Annotated in this window: 17 protein-coding genes and 1 tRNA gene; 13 read left to right on the top strand and 5 right to left on the bottom strand. The window is 34.4% G+C overall.

What is annotated here, in order from left to right; genetic code table 11:
- Nucleotides 1-2: 2 nt before the first annotated feature.
- Nucleotides 3-545: a YceI family protein gene (locus BLV91_RS00315; protein ID WP_091428396.1), complete on the bottom strand. Its 543-nt coding sequence runs from the start codon at nucleotides 543-545 to the stop codon at nucleotides 3-5.
- A 158-nt stretch (nucleotides 546-703) separates the two neighbouring features.
- On the opposite strand from BLV91_RS00315, the gene BLV91_RS00310 reads away from it, so the two are divergent.
- Nucleotides 704-1,678 carry a polyprenyl synthetase family protein gene (locus BLV91_RS00310; RefSeq protein WP_091428394.1) on the top strand — a complete coding sequence of 325 codons (975 nt, stop codon included), beginning with the start codon at nucleotides 704-706 and terminating at the stop codon, nucleotides 1,676-1,678.
- 44 nt (nucleotides 1,679-1,722) lie between these two features.
- The gene (locus BLV91_RS00305; protein ID WP_091428393.1) at nucleotides 1,723-2,076 is read left to right on the top strand and encodes a hypothetical protein; all 354 of its coding nucleotides are present in this window, start codon (nucleotides 1,723-1,725) and stop codon (nucleotides 2,074-2,076) included.
- Between the two features lie 8 nt (nucleotides 2,077-2,084).
- Here the strand turns inward: BLV91_RS00305 and BLV91_RS00300 are convergent, their stop codons facing one another.
- The gene (locus BLV91_RS00300) at nucleotides 2,085-2,636 is read right to left on the bottom strand and encodes a hypothetical protein (RefSeq protein ID WP_091429084.1); all 552 of its coding nucleotides are present in this window, start codon (nucleotides 2,634-2,636) and stop codon (nucleotides 2,085-2,087) included.
- Nucleotides 2,637-2,746: 110 nt separating this feature from the next.
- Between BLV91_RS00300 and BLV91_RS00295 the strand changes: the two genes are divergently transcribed.
- Nucleotides 2,747-5,524: a 2-oxoglutarate dehydrogenase E1 component gene (locus BLV91_RS00295; RefSeq protein WP_091428392.1), complete on the top strand. Its 2,778-nt coding sequence runs from the start codon at nucleotides 2,747-2,749 to the stop codon at nucleotides 5,522-5,524.
- Between the two features lie 162 nt (nucleotides 5,525-5,686).
- Nucleotides 5,687-6,898 carry a 2-oxoglutarate dehydrogenase complex dihydrolipoyllysine-residue succinyltransferase gene (odhB, locus tag BLV91_RS00290; protein ID WP_091428391.1) on the top strand — a complete coding sequence of 404 codons (1,212 nt, stop codon included), beginning with the start codon at nucleotides 5,687-5,689 and terminating at the stop codon, nucleotides 6,896-6,898.
- Nucleotides 6,899-6,951: 53 nt separating this feature from the next.
- Here odhB and BLV91_RS00285 read toward each other — a convergent pair whose 3' ends face one another.
- The gene (locus tag BLV91_RS00285; protein WP_245709573.1) at nucleotides 6,952-7,692 is read right to left on the bottom strand and encodes a hypothetical protein; all 741 of its coding nucleotides are present in this window, start codon (nucleotides 7,690-7,692) and stop codon (nucleotides 6,952-6,954) included.
- Between the two features lie 26 nt (nucleotides 7,693-7,718).
- Nucleotides 7,719-8,156, bottom strand: a complete 438-nt coding sequence (locus tag BLV91_RS00280; protein WP_091428389.1) for a retropepsin-like aspartic protease — start codon at nucleotides 8,154-8,156, stop codon at nucleotides 7,719-7,721.
- Between the two features lie 93 nt (nucleotides 8,157-8,249).
- Between BLV91_RS00280 and BLV91_RS00275 the strand changes: the two genes are divergently transcribed.
- The 5 genes from BLV91_RS00275 to BLV91_RS00255 all read left to right on the top strand — a co-directional run bounded on the left by BLV91_RS00275 (nucleotide 8,250) and on the right by BLV91_RS00255 (nucleotide 12,290).
- Nucleotides 8,250-9,017, top strand: a complete 768-nt coding sequence (locus BLV91_RS00275; RefSeq protein ID WP_175513932.1) for a TatD family hydrolase — start codon at nucleotides 8,250-8,252, stop codon at nucleotides 9,015-9,017.
- Between the two features lie 61 nt (nucleotides 9,018-9,078).
- A complete protein-coding gene (locus tag BLV91_RS00270; RefSeq protein ID WP_091428386.1) occupies nucleotides 9,079-10,221 on the top strand; it encodes a 1-acyl-sn-glycerol-3-phosphate acyltransferase in 1,143 nt (380 codons plus the stop codon).
- Entirely contained in the window at nucleotides 10,205-11,233 is a 1,029-nt protein-coding gene (locus BLV91_RS00265) for an asparaginase (RefSeq protein ID WP_091428384.1), read from the top strand. Before BLV91_RS00270 ends, BLV91_RS00265 begins: the two co-directional genes overlap by 17 nt.
- Before the next feature lie 55 nt (nucleotides 11,234-11,288).
- A tRNA-Ser gene (locus BLV91_RS00260) sits at nucleotides 11,289-11,373 on the top strand.
- A gap of 185 nt (nucleotides 11,374-11,558) precedes the next feature.
- The gene (locus BLV91_RS00255) at nucleotides 11,559-12,290 is read left to right on the top strand and encodes a porin family protein (RefSeq protein ID WP_091428382.1); all 732 of its coding nucleotides are present in this window, start codon (nucleotides 11,559-11,561) and stop codon (nucleotides 12,288-12,290) included.
- Here BLV91_RS00255 and BLV91_RS17155 read toward each other — a convergent pair.
- Nucleotides 12,285-12,632, bottom strand: a complete 348-nt coding sequence (locus BLV91_RS17155; RefSeq protein ID WP_245709572.1) for a hypothetical protein — start codon at nucleotides 12,630-12,632, stop codon at nucleotides 12,285-12,287. The genes BLV91_RS00255 and BLV91_RS17155 overlap by 6 nt on opposite strands.
- A 539-nt stretch (nucleotides 12,633-13,171) precedes the next feature.
- On the opposite strand from BLV91_RS17155, the gene BLV91_RS00245 reads away from it, so the two are divergent.
- The 4 genes from BLV91_RS00245 to BLV91_RS00230 all read left to right on the top strand — a co-directional run bounded on the left by BLV91_RS00245 (nucleotide 13,172) and on the right by BLV91_RS00230 (nucleotide 17,806).
- Entirely contained in the window at nucleotides 13,172-15,616 is a 2,445-nt protein-coding gene (locus BLV91_RS00245; protein WP_091428379.1) for a bifunctional UDP-N-acetylmuramoyl-tripeptide:D-alanyl-D-alanine ligase/alanine racemase, read from the top strand.
- A 95-nt stretch (nucleotides 15,617-15,711) separates the two neighbouring features.
- Complete coding sequence (gene mscL, locus BLV91_RS00240) at nucleotides 15,712-16,128, top strand: large conductance mechanosensitive channel protein MscL (RefSeq protein WP_091428377.1); 417 nt, start codon at nucleotides 15,712-15,714, stop codon at nucleotides 16,126-16,128.
- Between the two features lie 243 nt (nucleotides 16,129-16,371).
- Nucleotides 16,372-17,361, top strand: a complete 990-nt coding sequence (locus BLV91_RS00235; RefSeq protein ID WP_091428375.1) for an aspartate-semialdehyde dehydrogenase — start codon at nucleotides 16,372-16,374, stop codon at nucleotides 17,359-17,361.
- 91 nt (nucleotides 17,362-17,452) lie between these two features.
- On the top strand, nucleotides 17,453-17,806 hold the full coding sequence (locus BLV91_RS00230; RefSeq protein ID WP_091428373.1) for a hypothetical protein: 354 nt from the start codon (nucleotides 17,453-17,455) through the stop codon (nucleotides 17,804-17,806).
- Nucleotides 17,807-17,894: the final 88 nt, after the last annotated feature.

Raw genomic sequence — 17,894 nt, 5'->3', positions numbered from 1 at the left:
TGTTATACTGAAAACTCTAAATTGGCAATCAGTTTAATATCTTGACCTAGAGATAATCCTCCAGTTTGATTGTTAGAAATTGAGGTTAATCCAAAATCTTTTCGGTTTATATTTCCAACCACTTCAAATACTGCCTTTTCAACTCCTTCGTAAGTTCTTATCCCAATGAATTCAGCATCCAGCTCTACTACTTTTGTTATGTTATGAATGGTTAACTCCCCTTTTAGAAAGTTAATATTGTTATTTATTTTTTGGAATGCAGTCGATTTAAAATTGATGAATGGAAACTCGTTAATGTCTAAAAAATCATTTAGCCTTAAATGAGTATCCATTTGCTCTAGTTTATTATCTGTATTATTTACATCTAGGCAAAATTCAATGGATGCGTCTTCAATTTCATCTTCGTGAATGTCTATGTGTCCTTTAAATTTATTAATGGATCCCGCTATATATGCAATTATAGAATGTCTTGCTTTAATAAGAACGTCAGATTGATTAGAATCAATTGTCCATTTTGTTGCTGCTATTGGTAGAGTAGTATTCATCGCTTAAATTCCAAAGGTTAATTTCGTGTGCAAATGTAATATGGAAACTTTGAATACCAAAATAGTTTCCAATGTATTTACGGTAATTTAACATTTCCTTAGTAAACGGTATTTGTTATCCAATGGGAATGCCGTAAATTAGCCGAAAATTTACTTCCATGCATGCCATTTATCAGTATCAAGAATTCTTTATTAGCTACCTAGAAAGTCAACTCATAACTAAAGAACCTAAAAACCTATACGAGCCTATTTCTTATATTTTAGATTTAGGAGGTAAAAGAATGCGTCCGGTTTTGACGTTGATGACAGCCGAAGTATTTAATGTAGATTATAAAAAAGCGCTAGCAGCTGCTATGGCTGTTGAGGTTTTTCATAATTTTTCGTTGGTGCATGATGATATTATGGATGATGCGCCTTTACGTCGCGGACACCAAACCGTGCATGAGAAATGGGATGTTAATTCTGGAATTTTGTCAGGTGATGCTATGCTTATTTTAGCATATCAGTATTTTGAACAATACGAACCAGCTATTTTTATGCAGTTAGCGAAGTTATTTAGTAAAACAGCGCTTGAAGTATGTGAAGGACAGCAATGGGATGTTGACTTTGAAACACGGGATAATGTTACGATAGCTGAATACCTCAAAATGATTGAATACAAAACAGCAGTTCTTGTTGCTGCAGCCATGAAAATGGGAGCGATAATTGCCGAAACTTCAGTGGAAAATGCTAATTTGATTTATGAATTTGGATTAAATTTAGGTTTGGCTTTTCAATTGCAGGATGATTATCTAGACGCCTTTGGTGACCCAGAGACTTTTGGGAAACAAGTAGGTGGTGATATTATTGAAAACAAAAAGACTTATTTATATTTAAAGGCAATGGCTTTTTCGAGTAAAGAGCAAGCTTCGCAATTAGCAAATGTCTTTTCTAGTCGTCTTGATGATAATACAGATAAAATCATGTGGGTAAAAGATATTTTTAATACTTCAGGAGCTTCAAAAGCAACGCAGCAAGAAATACAAGAATACACTTCTAAAGCATTTGTGACATTGGAAAAAATGCATATTGAAGAAGATAAAAAAGCAATGCTAAGAACTTTCGGAGAAAACTTAATGAGTCGGAATGTTTAGATTTTATAAAACTCTGATGTCATTTAACTAAAAATAAAAAACGAATGTTTATAGCTCCAATAAATACAGATTTGTTGCTTTTAGAAGCTGAAAATGAAGCTTTATACCTCAAGTTAATCGAGCAAATTAATAAGGATTTTAATTTGGCTAATGAAGGTATTGATTTTCCAATGAGTATTTCTCCTAGTGAATTGAAAATTCAATTGCACGAAAAAATCTATAGACTAATTCAATATAAATTTGCTGAATATCTGAATCTTCTCTATATAATTGATGTTTCAGAAGATGAGGTTAAAAAAATGGACGGTTCTGATTTGGTCATTTTAGCGGAACAGGTTTCTTTTTTAATTTTAAAAAGAGAATGGCAAAAAGTCTGGTTCAGAAATAAATACCGTTAGTAATATATCTAGAAATAGACTCTTACAAAAGGCATAAAAGCATCACTATAAACATTTTTACTGTCGTCTTGTAATACATTATAACGTACTCCCATGGTTACATTTGCCGTTCTGTAGCCAGCGCCTAAAAATAATCCCGTATTCCAAAATTGTTCTGAACTCAAGCTTGAATCGTTTGGATTTATATTAACACGCAATTCTTCAAGCTCCGCCGAAAGTTGTATTTCTCTTATTGGATTAAATAAAGCGATGATGCTGCCGCCATATAAATGGGAGTTGTAATAATTTTTTTGGCTTACATAAGAATATTGGGCGCCAAGTCCTAGGGCTACATATTCATTAAAATTATAAATAGCACTAGGCGTTAATGATATATCGGTATAACCAGAGCCAAAACCCAAACCAATCCCACCACCAAATTGCACGTTATCCCAGAAATCAGCATTTGATCTTGAGTTGACTCTTTGATCTTGAGCTAATAATTTATTCGAAAATAATAAGGTGATAACAACCAAAACTGCTTTTGAAACACACTTAATTTGATTTTTTCTCATAAACATTTCGTTTTTTAACATTTTAACATATAAAAGTAATTAAAAGTAAATGTAAATTTAGTGGATTATTGTACTTTTGCCAAACTATTTTAACAAAAAGTATATTCACTAATATTATGGATAGGTTCTCATTTTTAAACGCAGCACACACAGAATTTTTTGCACAATTATACGATCAGTACTTAGAAAACCCAGATAGCGTAGAGCCAAGTTGGAGAAGTTTCTTTCAAGGTTTTGACTTTGGGATGGAAACTTATAATGGTGAAAATCCTGTACAACATATAGTTAACGAAGTAGCTTCAGGCTCAGTTGACTACTCTAAAATTTCTGAAAAACTTCAAAAGGAGTTTAATGTATTGAAATTAGTCGAAGGCTACCGCTCTCGAGGACATTTATTTACAAAAACAAACCCAGTAAGAGATAGAAGGATATTTGAGCCTAATCTTGATATTACTAATTTTGGTCTTTCATCAGCAGATTTAAACACTGTTTTTGATGCAGCTAAAATTATTGGGCAAGCTCCTTGTACTTTAACTGAAATCATAAAACACCTTGATACTATATATTGTCAGCACATAGGTGTCGAGTATATGTATATCCGTAAGCCAGAAATTGTAAACTGGATTCAAGAGAAAGTTGGGGTAAACGACAATAAACCTAATTTTTCTATTGATGAGAAGAAAGCGATTTTAAATAAATTAAATCAAGCGGTTTCATTTGAGAATTTCTTACATACTAAATATGTAGGTCAAAAACGTTTTTCATTAGAAGGTGGGGAATCAATTATTCCTGCTCTTGATACTTTAATCGAGAGAGCTGCTCAAATGGGAGTAGAGCAATTTGTAATGGGAATGGCGCATCGTGGTCGTTTGAATATTTTGGCTAATATCTTTGGTAAATCAACTCAAGATATCTTCGGAGAGTTTGATGGTAAAGATTATGACAAAGAATATTTTGATGGTGATGTTAAGTATCACCTTGGTTTAACCGCTGACAAAATAACAAGTACAGGTAAAAAAATTAATATAAATCTTGCTCCTAATCCTTCTCACCTGGAAACTGTAGGTGCAGTAATCGAAGGTATTACAAGAGCAAAACAAGATAAATATTTCCCGAATGATTTCTCTAAAGTTTTACCTATCGCTGTTCACGGTGATGCTGCAATTGCAGGACAAGGTATTCTTTATGAAATTATCCAGATGGCACAGCTCGATGGATACAAAACAGGAGGAACCATTCATATTGTAATTAATAATCAAGTAGGTTTTACAACTAACTATCTTGATGCACGTTCATCTACATACTGTACTGATGTTGCTAAAGTTACTTTGTCACCAGTTTTACATGTTAATGCAGATGATGCTGAAGCAGTAGTTCATGCAATGAATTTTGCACTAGATTTCAGAATGGAGTTTGGTCGTGACGTATTTATTGATTTATTAGGATATAGAAAATATGGCCATAATGAAGGTGATGAGCCTCGTTTTACACAACCAGTTTTATATAAAATAATAGCAAAACATAAAAACCCTAGAGACCTTTATGCTGAGAAATTATTGTCAGATGGTGTCATTGACGCTACCTATGTAAACAGTCTTGAGAAAGAATACAAATCTGATATGGAGGTGAATTTAGAAGCTTCTCGTAAGAAAGATTTGACCATTATTACCCCATTTATGAAAAATGAATGGTTAGGATTTGAACAGGTTACTGATAAACAAATGTTGCAAAAAGTAGATACTTCTTATTCTAGAGAAGGATTGACTGAAGTAGCAAATGCTGTTTGTAACTTGCCATCAGATAAAAAATTTATTAATAAAATCCAAAAACTAATCAACGATCGAAAAACAATGTTTTTTGATACAAATAAGTTAGATTGGGGAATGGCTGAGCATTTAGCTTACGGATCTTTATTACAAGAAGGATATGATGTTCGTATTTCTGGGCAAGACGTAGAAAGAGGAACGTTCTCTCACCGTCATGCTGTTGTAAAGGTAGAAGACTCTGAAGAAGAAGTTGTTTTAATCAATAACTTAGAAGGTAAAAAAGGAAACTTTAATATCTACAATTCACTTTTATCTGAGTACGGAGTTTTAGGTTTTGATTATGGTTATGCATTGGCAAACCCTAATACACTAACCATTTGGGAAGCACAATTTGGAGATTTCTCTAATGGAGCCCAAATTATGATTGACCAATACATCTCTTGTGGAGAAGATAAGTGGAATAATCAAAACGGTATTGTTTTGTTATTGCCTCACGGATATGAAGGACAAGGAGCAGAACACTCTTCAGCTAGAATGGAACGTTACTTACAACTTTGTGCAAGACACAATATGTTTGTTGCTGATTGTACTACGCCAGCTAACTTCTTTCACTTGTTGAGAAGGCAAATGAAAACAAAATTCCGTAAACCATTAATCGTGTTTTCACCTAAGAGTTTATTGCGTGATCCAAGATGTGTGTCTACAATCGAAGAATTAGAAAATGGTAGTTTCCAAGAAACTATTGATGATACAGCAGTTAATAAAGCTGATGTGAAAACACTAGTTTTCTGTACTGGTAAATTCTATTATGATATCACAGCCGAAAGAGAAAACAATGGTCGTACAGATGTTGCAGTTGTTAGAATTGAACAATTATTCCCATTGCCAGTAGAGCAGTTGAAAGAAATAATTGCACAATATCCAAACGCTGATGATTATGTATGGGCACAAGAAGAGCCTAAAAACATGGGGGCATATAGCTTTATGTTAATGAATTTTAATTTAGTAAAATTCAGACTTGCCTCTCTAAAAGCATATTCTGCATCAGCATCGGGAAGTTCTACAAGAGCAAAACGTCGTCATGCAGATGCAATCAAAATGGTTTTTGATAAAAACTTATTTGTATAAAATTAGGAGCTATTTCCTGCTTTTCGCTATATCTTTTTCTTTTTAAAGAAAAAAGAAAAAGGATGCCGCTACAATCAGGGCTAAAAATAAAACAAACAATAAACAGTAGTTGTTTTTAAAACGACTCAAACAATAAAATTCATAATTTAAAAATTATATAAGATGATTTTAGAAATGAAAGTCCCATCACCAGGGGAATCTATTAAGGAAGTTGAAATTGCAACTTGGTTAGTACAAGACGGAGATTACGTAGAGAAAGACCAAGCAATTGCTGAAGTTGATTCTGATAAAGCAACACTGGAATTACCAGCTGAAGCTAGTGGGATTATCACATTAAAAGCTGAAGAAGGTGATGCAGTAGCAGTAGGTGCAGTAGTTTGTTTAATCGATACGGCAGCAGCTAAACCAGAAGGTTCGGCTCCAGCAGTAGCTCCCGTTGCTGAAGCGGCAAAAGCAGCTCCAACTCCAGTGGCGGCAGCTCCAGCAGCAACTTATGCTTCAGGGACTCCATCTCCAGCAGCAAGAAAAATATTAGACGAAAAAAATATCGCTCCAGCAGCTGTAACAGGAACTGGTAAAGACGGAAGAATTACTAAAGACGATGCTGTAAACGCAGTGCCATCTATGGGAACTCCTACAGGAGGAAGCCGTGGTCAAGAGCGTTCAAAACTTTCAATGTTGCGTCGTAAAGTAGCAGAAAGATTGGTTGCCGCTAAAAACGAAACGGCAATGTTAACTACTTTTAACGAAGTAAACATGACGCCTATCAACTTGATTCGTAATCAATATAAAGAGGAATTCAAAGCGAAACATGCAGGTGTAGGTCTTGGATATATGTCATTTTTTACAAAAGCAGTTACAAGAGCTTTAAAATTATATCCAGACGTAAATTCTATGATGGATGGTGATTATAAAATAGCTTACGATTTCTGTGATATTTCAATCGCAGTTTCTGGACCAAAAGGATTGATGGTTCCTGTAGTTCGTAATGCTGAAAACTTGACTTTCCGTGGTGTTGAAGCTGACATCAAGAGATTAGCTATAAAAGCCCGTGATGGACAAATTACTGTTGACGATATGACTGGTGGTACTTTTACAATTACTAATGGTGGTGTATTTGGATCTATGTTATCTACTCCTATTATCAATCCTCCTCAGTCAGGAATTCTTGGAATGCACAACATTATCGAACGTCCTATTGCCGTAAACGGAAAAGTGGAAATTCACCCTATGATGTATGTAGCATTATCTTATGATCACAGAATTATTGATGGTCGTGAGTCTGTAGGTTTCTTGGTTGCTGTTAAAGAAGCGTTAGAGAATCCAATGGAGTTATTGCTAGACAACAATCCTAAGAGAGCTTTTGAATTGTAAGAACTCTGTTTAAAATATCTAAAAATCCCGTTTGAGTAATCAAACGGGATTTTTTATTTGCTACTATATTCGACAAAATCAAAAATCGCATAATTCTGAGATTTTGGAATATTATCTCCTATGAAAGTCAGGTTTTCTAAACTGCAATAGATTTTAAACTTATTATTGATTCCGTAATTAAGCTCCGTTGTTGCTGCTTTTACGCCATTGATGATCCAGCTCAGCTTGTAATTACGCCTTGAATTTAATGTCAGTTCCATTGAAAAAGTGTGCCATTGCCTCCTTTTTATTTTTGTTTGATAAGATCGGAATGGATTTGCCTGTGAAGTCATGTACACAATTAAGTCGTCAGATGCTGCTTTTAATTGATTGCGGATAACTTGTTTTCCGTAGCCTACTTCAAAATCAAGCTCATGAGTATCATTAATATATAAAAATGCACCTACACTCGCCATGTCTCCAATTCCCATTTCGGGAATATAGACTCTCCAAGTATAAATGCCGGTTGTAAAAGTGGAAAGGGTTTTGATTTTGGTTCTTTCCCAAGTGTTTGCATTAGTGAAAAAAGTAAGGTTGCCGTCTTTTAACCAGTAGTTTGGAAGTCCGATCTGCGTTGCATCTTCCCATCCCGTTAAATCATCAAAATTCCAAACTATGGAAGTGTCGATTTTGTTAATCGATAAAGAGGATTCAGAAGCCCTTGTTGCATCAACGCCCTCTTCAGTGGTGTCGGGGGAACAAGAAAATAAAAACAGTCCCATAAACAGAGCTATAATTTTAGTACTAGGTTTCATCTCTATGACTGTTTTTACATTTGCTTCTATAGTAAATATACGAAACAATTAAAGTAATCCACAATCGCTTTTCCTTTCATTAATACATCAGCTCCAATTATGCCATGCACTGGCTTTGATTTGTGTTGCATTAATGCTTCGTTGACATGGGATAAATCGAAGATTACTAAATTGAACTCAATATCCTTCCATAAACCTAGTTGAAGGATATTGTTAGAGGCTGTTTGCGTTTGCATTCCTGTGCCTCCTGCTCCAGACGCTTTAGTTTTGGAGTCTTCTGCTTGAAGTTGGAATAAGTCCACGCTTTCAAAACCGACACAGCTATTTGATGCTCCTGTGTCTAATATAAAGTTGCCGACGATTCCATTGATTTTTGCTTTTATCAAAAGGTGCTGGGTCTTGGTAATTTTAAATTTTATTTTTTTGTATTTTTCCTTTTTCAGGATATCGTGGAGGTTTTTCATAGTTCAAAGCTGATAACCAAAAGTAATCTAAATTACTAAGAATCTAAAAAACAACAATTCAAAATGCTAACTTTGCTTCTTTAAATGAAAACAATGATAATTACAGATACACACACCCATTTATATTCAGAGGAATTCGATCAGGACCGCGACGAAATGATACAAAGGGCAATTAAGGAAGGTGTTTCCCGGTTTTTTATTCCGGCAATAGACTCCTCTTGTACCCAGTCCATGTATGATTTAGAAAAGGACTATCCAGACAATGTCTTTCTAATGATGGGATTGCATCCTACCTATGTAAAGGAAAATTATTTGGAAGAATTGCAACATGTAGAGGAGGAGCTGGCCATGAGAAAATTCTATGCCATTGGGGAGATTGGTATCGATTTGTATTGGGATAAAACACATTTGAAGGAGCAGCAAATTGCATTTAGAAAACAGATTCAATTAGCTAAACAATATAAATTGCCTATCGTGATTCATTGTCGCGAAGCTTTTGATGAAATATTTGAGATTTTAGAAGAGGAGAAATCGGCTGATTTGTTTGGGGTGTTTCATTGTTTTACAGGAACGTACGAACAAGCGTTACAGGCGATATCTTACAATATGAAATTAGGAATTGGTGGAGTAGTTACTTTCAAAAATGGTAAAATCGACCAGTTTTTGAGCCAAATTGATTTAAAACACATCGTTTTAGAAACAGATTCACCTTATCTTGCTCCAGTTCCATTTCGAGGGAAAAGAAATGAAAGTAGTTACTTAGTTAATGTACTAGATAAGTTGGCTCAGATCTATGAGCTTTCTGTAAAAGATATTGCCAGTGCAACAACTGAAAATTCTAAGGTAATTTTCGGTATTTAAAGTATAATTCATTATAATTTAATATTTTTTTTGTTCATTTGCGCACCTTAAATTACTAAAAATGCAAAAATTTGACGCTATTCGGCCATTTTATGATTCCGAAATAAACGATGCCATATTGAAAGTGATTAATCATCCTATGATGAAGGCATTGATGAATTTTACTTTTCCAGAGGTAGAAGATTCCATTTGGAAAGAGCAACTTAGAAAAACACACTCTATACGTGATTTTCAATGTAATTTTATATATCATTCTATTCGAAAAATTATTGAGAAAAGCTCTGATGGATTGACAACTTCTGGTTTCGAAAAGTTAGAAAAGGGAGAGTCCTACTTATTTGTTTCAAATCATAGAGATATTCTTTTAGATACTACCTTGTTGAATACAGCTTTATTTGAACATGGATTGGTGATGACTGCATCAGCAATTGGTGATAATTTGGTTAAAAAAGATTTTCTTAACGTATTGGCAAAAATGAATCGAAACTTTTTGGTTCAAAGAGGATTGACGCCTAGAGAAATGTTAGAAAGTTCAAAAGTGCTGTCAGAATATATTGGTCATTTATTGTTAGAAGAAAGCCGTTCTGTTTGGATTGCGCAACGCGAGGGAAGAACTAAAGACGGAGATGACGCTACAAATCCAGGAGTTTTGAAAATGGTGGGAATGGGAGCTAATGGAATGGATCTTATGGATTATTTCAAAAAAATAAAAGTAGTTCCAGTTTCAATTTCGTATGAATATGACCCTACAGATGTTTTGAAAATCCCGCAATTACTGGCTGAGGCTAATAATGAGATTTACATCAAAGAAAAGAACGAAGATTTCATGACCCTACTTAGTGGAGTTATGGGACAGAAGAAAAGAATACACATGCACATAGGAGATGTGTTAAATACTGAAACAGATAAAATCAAAGAAGAATTTGATAAGCCTAACAAGCAAATCTTGGCCTTGGCTCAAGTAATTGATGATTCTATTTTGAGTAATTATAAGTTATGGCCTACTAATTATATCGCCTATGATATATTGAATAGTAGCAACGGTTATTCTCATTTATATACAGAGGACGAAAAATCGCTTTTTGAGCGAAGATTAGAAATGCGTATAGACGCTGAAAATCCTATTGCATTGCAGGGGTTATTGGCAATGTATGCTAATCCGGTTGTAAATAAATTAAAATATCATGATGAACTCAAAAGCTAAAATACTTTTATTATATACTGGTGGTACCATTGGTATGCGTAAAGATTTTGACACTGGGGCGCTAAAAGCATTTAATTTTAGTAAATTGTTGAATCGGATTCCTGAGTTGAAGCAATTGGACTGTGAGATTGAAACCATTTCATTTGAAGAGCCAATTGATTCGTCTAACATGAACCCGAAAGAATGGGCTAGAATAGCTTCAATTATTGAAGAAAATTATTTAAGTTTTGATGGATTTGTAGTACTTCATGGATCAGATACGATGTCTTATTCGGCATCAGCATTGAGTTTTATGTTGGAAAATTTAGCCAAACCAGTTGTTTTTACTGGTTCACAATTACCAATAGGAGATTTGCGAACTGATGCTAAAGAAAACTTGATTACTGCTATTCAAATTGCCTCTTTGCAAGAAAACGGACAAGCGGTCATAAGCGAAGTTTGTCTGTACTTTGAATATAAGTTATATAGAGGAAACAGAACGACTAAAATAAATGCCGAGCATTTTAAAGCGTTCACTTCTCCTAATTATCCTGAATTAGTTGAATCAGGTGTTAACCTGAAGATAAGAAGGGAGTTGTTATTGCCTAGACAACAATCTACGGAATTACTAGTTCATAAAAAATTGGACAACAATGTGGTTATCGTCAAAATGTTTCCTGGAATGAGCGAAGCGGTTTTGGCAGCCATTTTAGATATCCCAACTTTAGAAGGAGTTGTACTTGAAACCTATGGTTCCGGGAATGCACCTACTGAAGATTGGTTTGTTTCTTTATTGATAAAAGCGATAAGTAAAGGAGTATATATTGTTAATGTAACACAGTGTTCTGGAGGTAGTGTGAATATGGGGCAATACGAAACGAGCACTGCTATGAAAGAAATTGGAGTTATTTCAGGCAAGGATATCACTACTGAAGCTGCAATTACTAAATTAATGTATTTGCTAGGGCAAAATATAGCGCAGCAGGATTTTAAAGATGTTTTTGAAACTTCTTTACGAGGTGAAATAATATAATATTGATTTTTACTTTTGAAAGTCACTTTTTTTCGTGTTATTTGCAATCCTTAATAGAGAGGTGGCCGAGTGGCTGAAGGCGCACGCTTGGAAAGCGTGTATATGGCAACATATCGAGGGTTCGAATCCCTTTCTCTCTACTTCAAATTAAAAACCCCAATCATTTGTAAAAGTGATTGGGGTTTTTTTAATGGAATTTTGCTTCAAGCATGGCTTTAGATGTTGTTGATGTTTTTTGCACACAGTAGTAACAAGAAGCCGTCAAAATCCTATATTTGTACACCGGTTTGTAATAAGAAGATCTAAAAATGTATTCGATACTAAAATGAAGCAATCATTAAACAAAAATAACATCATGCGCTTATTCCTAAGTTGTTTTCTTTTAATGTCAGTTTTTAATGGATTTTCGCAGGAAACGGAAACAATAGAAGAGGGTGAAAAGGTGAAAATCGATTCTTTGTATCGAGAAGACCAGTTTTACTTTGGATTTACTTATAATGCATTGCAACAGAAACCTGCGGGTTTGTCACAGGATAAGTTTTCTATAGGTCTCTCTGCGGGTTTTCTAAGGGATATGCCTATAAATGACGACAGGACTATTGCCATAGCTTCGGGTGTTGGTTTTACCTATAACAACTACAATCAAAATTTATTTATATCGGAATCTGGAGAAATGCCAGTGTATTCGATTATTGACTCTGAAACGGATTATAGCAAAAATAAATTCGCACAACTTCTAGTCGATGTCCCTATCGAATTCAGGTGGAGAACATCAACTTATGAAAGTCACAAGTTTTGGAGAATTTACGGTGGTCTTAAATTTAGTTATTTGCTATACAACAAATCGGTTTATAGTGATAGCGATAGCAAAATAGTTGTTTTGAATAACAAGGATTTTAATAAGCTCCTTTACGGGCTCTATGTTTCAGCGGGTTATAATACCATAAATGTGTATGCCCATTACGGATTAAACTCCCTTTTTAAATCAGCAAATATTGAAGGCGAAAGTATAGATATGAAGTCGCTTAATATTGGCGTTATTTTCTATATTCTATAACCAAAGGAACATCAATGGTATTTGAGGTATGCAACCTAATAGTATCCCTATGATTAATTCCTTACTGCTATGAGCTTTCATTACTAATCGAGATGAAGCTACAAAACCATTCATGAGTATCAAGAAGACTATTAAAGCTACGTTTTGGGTTTGATGATGTATTGTGAGTCCAAAAGCAAATAGTGTCAGCGCACTTATTCCAATCATATGTAAACTTGCCTTTGTTTTAGCAAGTAGTAGAAGCATCGCAATCAACGTGCTGAATAACGCTCCCAATAGGAAAAAATGGAGCTCAATATAGCGATCTACCGTGATGCTATTGCGAACTAAAATTATTAGCAAAAAACATTGAATGAGTAAAGGCAACTTTCGCTCAGATATTTTGGGGACCATAATAGATCCAATTCTCCCTGAATAACGCAAAATGAAAAAAAATAGTATTGGAATTAGTACTGTAATAATAAAGATTTGTGATAAGACAAAATATATTTCCTGACTTTCAAAATTAGAAAAATTCAAAATGAGGTAATATATTGTCGCGTACAAAGGAATAAATACGGGATGAAAAATATAGGAGAATAATGGGAGTATTTTTTTCAAGACTTCTGTAGTTGGTTAGCAATACAAATATAAGGAATATGGAAAAAAAAGTGAGCTAATTTTTTTCTTGATTTTAAGTTATAAGTAAAAGAACTGGCCATTTGTGAGAAGCTTTTAACATACAGCCATATTTAAATTCTGTCTTGGTAGTAGCAGCATTTTAAAAAGAAGTGTTATTTTTGAGAAAGTTTCATAAAAGATATTTTTTCTTGAAAATAGTAAATACACAAGGATTTTCTTTAATTCTTATAACAAATTAGCGTTTATCGCATTCCAAATAAATGAGTATATCACTTAAAAATATCATCCCAGTTCTTAATGCCGAATGGATCGGGAATACTCCCGAAGCAGAGGTGGAAACTATATCTATCGACAGCCGTTCATTACAAAATAGTTCACATACCTTGTTTTTTGCCTTGGTTGGCCCCAATAATGATGCTCATTTTTTTATCAAAGAGTTGATTGATATTGGCGTACAGAATTTTGTGGTGACTTATGTGCCCGAAGATTGCAAAGGCAAAGCAAATTTTCTAGTGGTTAAAAATACGCGAGATGCATTACAGCAATTTGCAGCCTATTATCGCAGCCTTTTCAAATTTCCCATAATTGGTTTGACTGGAAGTAACGGCAAAACAATCGTTAAGGAATGGCTAAACTTCTTGCTAAGCCCCGATTTTAACGTCATAAGAAGTCCAAAAAGTTACAATTCACAAGTAGGTGTTCCATTGTCAGTCATCGCTATTAATGAAAAACACAACCTTGGGATTTTTGAAGCAGGAATTTCTACGGTTACTGAAATGCAAAAGCTGGAGGCAGTCATTAAACCCACAATTGGTATCCTGACAAACATTGGATCTTCACATGATGAAGGCTTCAAGAATTTGGAACAAAAAATAAAAGAAAAACTAGTTCTTTTTAAGGATTCAGAAGTAGTGATTTATCAAAAAAACAAACTTGTTGATAAATGTATATTACCAGATACAAAAACATTTAGCTGGAGTTTTGATCAGGAAGACGCTGATGTGTTCGTGTTTAAAAAAGAGACAGTAAACCAAAGCACAACGCTTCACTATAAATACAAGGGTGATTCTTATGAGTTAAATATACCATTTCAGGATAAAGCGTCGGTTGAAAATGCTGTTTCCTGTTTAATGCTGTTACTATATTTTGACTATGATAGTGCTACTATTCAGTCCAGAATGTTATTGCTGTTCCCCGTTGAGATGCGTTTGAAAGTTAAAACCGGAATCAATAATTGCAGTCTTATTGATGATAGTTATAGTTCTGATTTTCAGTCTTTAAAAATAGCTTTAGATTTTTTGGAAAGTCAAAAGCAATTCCAAAAGAAAACGGTAATCCTGTCAGATATTTTTCAAAGTGGATTATCAAATGAAGAGTTGTATTCGAAGGTTGCGCAATTGATTGTATCCAATAATATTAGCCGCGTAATCGGGATAGGAGAAACCATAGCCGAGTTTAAAGATAAATTTGCCAACTGCATTACATTTAAAAACACGGCTGAATTTGTTTCGAATTTTGAAAATCTGGATTTCTCCAATGAGACCATTTTGATAAAAGGAGCTCGTTCTTTTCAATTTGAGGAAATTGTTCAACTATTGGAAGAGAAGACACATGAAACTGTACTTGAAATAAACCTGAACGCGATTAGCTACAATTTGAATTTCTTTAAATCAAAATTGAAACCTAATGTCAAAATCATGTTAATGGTAAAAGCATTTGGCTACGGGAATGGCGGACTTGAAATTGCCAAATTACTGGAGCACCATAAGGTAGATTATCTAGGTGTGGCTTTCGCCGATGAGGGAATTTCTCTAAAAAACGGTGGAATCCAATTGCCTATAATGGTTCTTAATCCAGAGAACACCAGTTTTTCGGCTATTATTCAACATCAATTAGAACCAGAAATCTATTGTTTAAAAAGTTTACATGCTTTCTTGAAAATTGCCAAACACAAAAACCTGAAACGCTTTCCCATTCATGTCAAATTAGATACGGGGATGCATCGTTTGGGTTTTGAAGAGGATACAATTGAAGAGCTTATAAACACATTAAGAGGGAATGATACGGTCGAGATAAAAAGCATTTTATCTCATCTGGCCACAAGTGATGATGTAAAACACCGTGATTTCACCGAGTCGCAGATTAATTTATTCGACAAATTATCATCAAAAATAATAACTGAATTGGGGATAAATCCTATCCGCCATATCTTGAATACATCTGGAATTAGTAATTTCCCTGATGCGCAATTTAATATGGTTCGTTTGGGAATAGGATTATACGGAGTTTCAAATGATCCTTCAGAACAAAAATATTTAGAGAATGTAGGTACGTTAAAGTCGGTTATTTCTCAAATCAGAACTATTTCTGCCGGAGACAGTGTAGGTTATGGAAGGAAATTCATGGCGGAAAAAACAATGAGAATTGGGACAATCCCTATAGGCTATGCCGATGGAATTTCTAGAGCATGGGGAAATGGCGCTGGATTCGTTAGTATCAAAGATAAAAAAGCAAAAATCCTGGGTAGTATTTGTATGGATATGCTAATGGTTGATGTCACTGAAATTGATTGTACTGAAGGCGATTCAGTAATCATTTTTGGCGAAAGCCCAACGGTTTCCTATATCGCCAAAAAGCTGAATACTATACCCTATGAAATTCTGACAAGCATTTCGCAACGTGTAAAACGTGTGTTTTATCGTTAATTTCTTACGAATATCGATAAAATGTTAAAATATGTTAATTTTTTTTGTATTTTGGGACCCGAGAAAATATTTTTAATCTTAAAAAAATAGAAACTATGGGATTTTTTAGCGATTTTAAGGCCTCTTTGATGAAGGGTGATGTATTAAGTTTGGCAACTGCAGTCGTAATTGGTGGAGCATTTGGTAAAATAGTTGGTTCGGCAGTAGATGATGTTATTATGCCTATTGTAGGTTTAGTAACAGGTGGAATTGATTTTACACAAAAATTTATAGCATTAGACGGAAATAGTTATGCTGATTTAGATGCGGCAAAAGAGGCGGGTGCAGCCGTTATCACTTATGGTAACCTAGTACAGGCTACAATTAATTTTGTGATTATTGCATTATTTGTCTTTGTTGTATTAAGGGCAGCTGAAAAAACAAAAAAGAAAGAAGAAGTTGCTGTTGCAGCTCCTGCTGGACCTACTCAGGAAGAATTGCTTATTCAAATTAGAGATTTATTGAAGAAATAATGCCGCTAGACTATATATTTTAATTTATCCTGAATTAATATCAGGACTAAACCGCTTCTTAATTGAGGCGGTTTTTCTTTTTTTATAGACTGAAAATAAAGGATTTAGTAGTTTGCAATGAATTGCAACTCACTAAATGTTTTATTTGTAACATTTTGTTGTTTTTTGTGAACGCTCTTGTTTTGATTTTTATATTACTTACTTTTGTATTTCGAAATAAGTTTTCAATATTAAAAATATAGTATGAGAATAGCAGTTGTAGGTGCTACCGGAATGGTTGGCGAGGTAATGTTAAAAGTATTGGCCGAAAGAAATTTTCCTGTAACGGAATTAATACCAGTTGCTTCTGAGCGATCAGTGGGTAAGGAAATAGAATTTAAAGGTAAAAAATATAAGGTTGTAGGTATGCAAACGGCTGTAGACATGAAAGCTGACATTGCTTTGTTTTCTGCTGGTGGAGAAACTTCTCTTGAGTGGGCTCCAAAATTTGCTGCAGCTGGAACTACCGTTATCGATAATTCATCTGCTTGGAGAATGGATCCTACTAAGAAATTAGTTGTGCCTGAAATTAATGCTTCTGGGTTGACTGCAGCAGATAAAATCATTGCAAACCCAAACTGTTCTACCATTCAAATGGTATTAGTTTTGGCCCCATTACATAAAAAATACAACATCAAACGTGTTATTGTTTCTACTTACCAATCCATCACTGGAACTGGTGTTAAGGCGGTACAACAGTTAGAAAATGAATATGCAGGCGTTCAAGGTGAAATGGCTTACAAATACCCAATTCACAGAAATGCAATTCCACAATGTGATTCTTTTGAAGAAAATGGATACACTAAAGAGGAAATGAAACTAGTTCGTGAGACTCAAAAAATTCTTGGTGACAGAACGATTGCGGTTACTGCAACTGCTGTTCGTGTGCCTATCGTAGGTGGACATAGCGAAGCGGTAAATGTGGAATTTACGAATGAATTTGAGGTTTCAGACATTCAAAATATATTACATCATACTGATGGTGTGGTTGTACAGGATAATAATGATACTTATACTTACCCAATGCCCATGTATGCACAAGGGAAAGATGACGTTTTTGTAGGCAGAATTCGTCGTGACGAAAGCCAAGCAAATACTTTGAATATGTGGATAGTAGCTGACAATTTAAGAAAAGGTGCTGCTACAAATACAATTCAAATTGCTGAATATCTTGTTGCGTCAAAATTGGTTTAATCCATACGAATTATATACTTTGAGCCATCTCTTTTAACAAATTGTTAAAAGAGATGGTTTTCTTTTTTAGGTTTTCCTACCTTTGCAGCTGATGAAAAAGAAGCAACTCATAATTAGTCTTTCTTTGGCAGTAACGGTATTGTTCACAATACTGTCGCAGTCTTTTCATACGTATGAGCATTTTGTAAAGCAATTTTCTCAAACAGAATGTCACCACAAATACAATGGTAACGGTCCAGAAATAACACACCAGCATCACAAGTTTGATGACTGTAAAGTATGTCATTTCACATTTGGGTCCTATATTTCCCCAGTTGAATTCGCTTATAAACTGAATTCAAATTTCAAAACATTTACTTATTTTCATGAAACAGCAGATGCTATTATTGTATTTTCTGGAAGTTTGTATTCCCATCGTGGTCCTCCTGTAAATAATTTGGGCTAATTTCTTAGCCACTATCATTTCTTTTTATTTACTAAATAGTTCCCTTCCTAGCGCCATTTTCTTTGGGAAGCTAGAGTGAGGAACGATA

Origin of the sequence: Flavobacterium degerlachei, from assembly GCF_900106645.1 — a bacterium.
Classification (GTDB): Bacteria; Bacteroidota; Bacteroidia; order Flavobacteriales; family Flavobacteriaceae; genus Flavobacterium; species Flavobacterium degerlachei.
The sequence above is the reverse complement of the archived record's forward strand: the minus strand, read 5'-3'. Positions and strand labels throughout refer to the sequence as shown.

What these genes read in the sequence shown, in the direction of transcription:
- odhB (WP_091428391.1), top strand. Translation starts at nt 5,687, where the DNA reads ATGATTTTAGAAATGAAAGTCCCATCACCAGGGGAATCTATTAAGGAA.
- BLV91_RS00265 (WP_091428384.1), top strand. Translation starts at nt 10,205, where the DNA reads ATGAACTCAAAAGCTAAAATACTTTTATTATATACTGGTGGTACCATT.
- BLV91_RS00255 (WP_091428382.1), top strand. Translation starts at nt 11,559, where the DNA reads ATGAAGCAATCATTAAACAAAAATAACATCATGCGCTTATTCCTAAGT.
- BLV91_RS00295 (WP_091428392.1), top strand. Translation starts at nt 2,747, where the DNA reads ATGGATAGGTTCTCATTTTTAAACGCAGCACACACAGAATTTTTTGCA.
- BLV91_RS00235 (WP_091428375.1), top strand. Translation starts at nt 16,372, where the DNA reads ATGAGAATAGCAGTTGTAGGTGCTACCGGAATGGTTGGCGAGGTAATG.
- BLV91_RS00315 (WP_091428396.1), bottom strand. Translation starts at nt 545, where the DNA reads ATGAATACTACTCTACCAATAGCAGCAACAAAATGGACAATTGATTCT.
- BLV91_RS00280 (WP_091428389.1), bottom strand. Translation starts at nt 8,156, where the DNA reads ATGAAAAACCTCCACGATATCCTGAAAAAGGAAAAATACAAAAAAATA.
- mscL (WP_091428377.1), top strand. Translation starts at nt 15,712, where the DNA reads ATGGGATTTTTTAGCGATTTTAAGGCCTCTTTGATGAAGGGTGATGTA.
- BLV91_RS00310 (WP_091428394.1), top strand. Translation starts at nt 704, where the DNA reads ATGCATGCCATTTATCAGTATCAAGAATTCTTTATTAGCTACCTAGAA.
- BLV91_RS00285 (WP_245709573.1), bottom strand. Translation starts at nt 7,692, where the DNA reads ATGAAACCTAGTACTAAAATTATAGCTCTGTTTATGGGACTGTTTTTA.
- BLV91_RS00230 (WP_091428373.1), top strand. Translation starts at nt 17,453, where the DNA reads ATGAAAAAGAAGCAACTCATAATTAGTCTTTCTTTGGCAGTAACGGTA.
- BLV91_RS00300 (WP_091429084.1), bottom strand. Translation starts at nt 2,636, where the DNA reads ATGTTTATGAGAAAAAATCAAATTAAGTGTGTTTCAAAAGCAGTTTTG.
- BLV91_RS00270 (WP_091428386.1), top strand. Translation starts at nt 9,079, where the DNA reads ATGCAAAAATTTGACGCTATTCGGCCATTTTATGATTCCGAAATAAAC.
- BLV91_RS00275 (WP_175513932.1), top strand. Translation starts at nt 8,250, where the DNA reads ATGATAATTACAGATACACACACCCATTTATATTCAGAGGAATTCGAT.
- BLV91_RS00305 (WP_091428393.1), top strand. Translation starts at nt 1,723, where the DNA reads ATGTTTATAGCTCCAATAAATACAGATTTGTTGCTTTTAGAAGCTGAA.
- BLV91_RS00245 (WP_091428379.1), top strand. Translation starts at nt 13,172, where the DNA reads ATGAGTATATCACTTAAAAATATCATCCCAGTTCTTAATGCCGAATGG.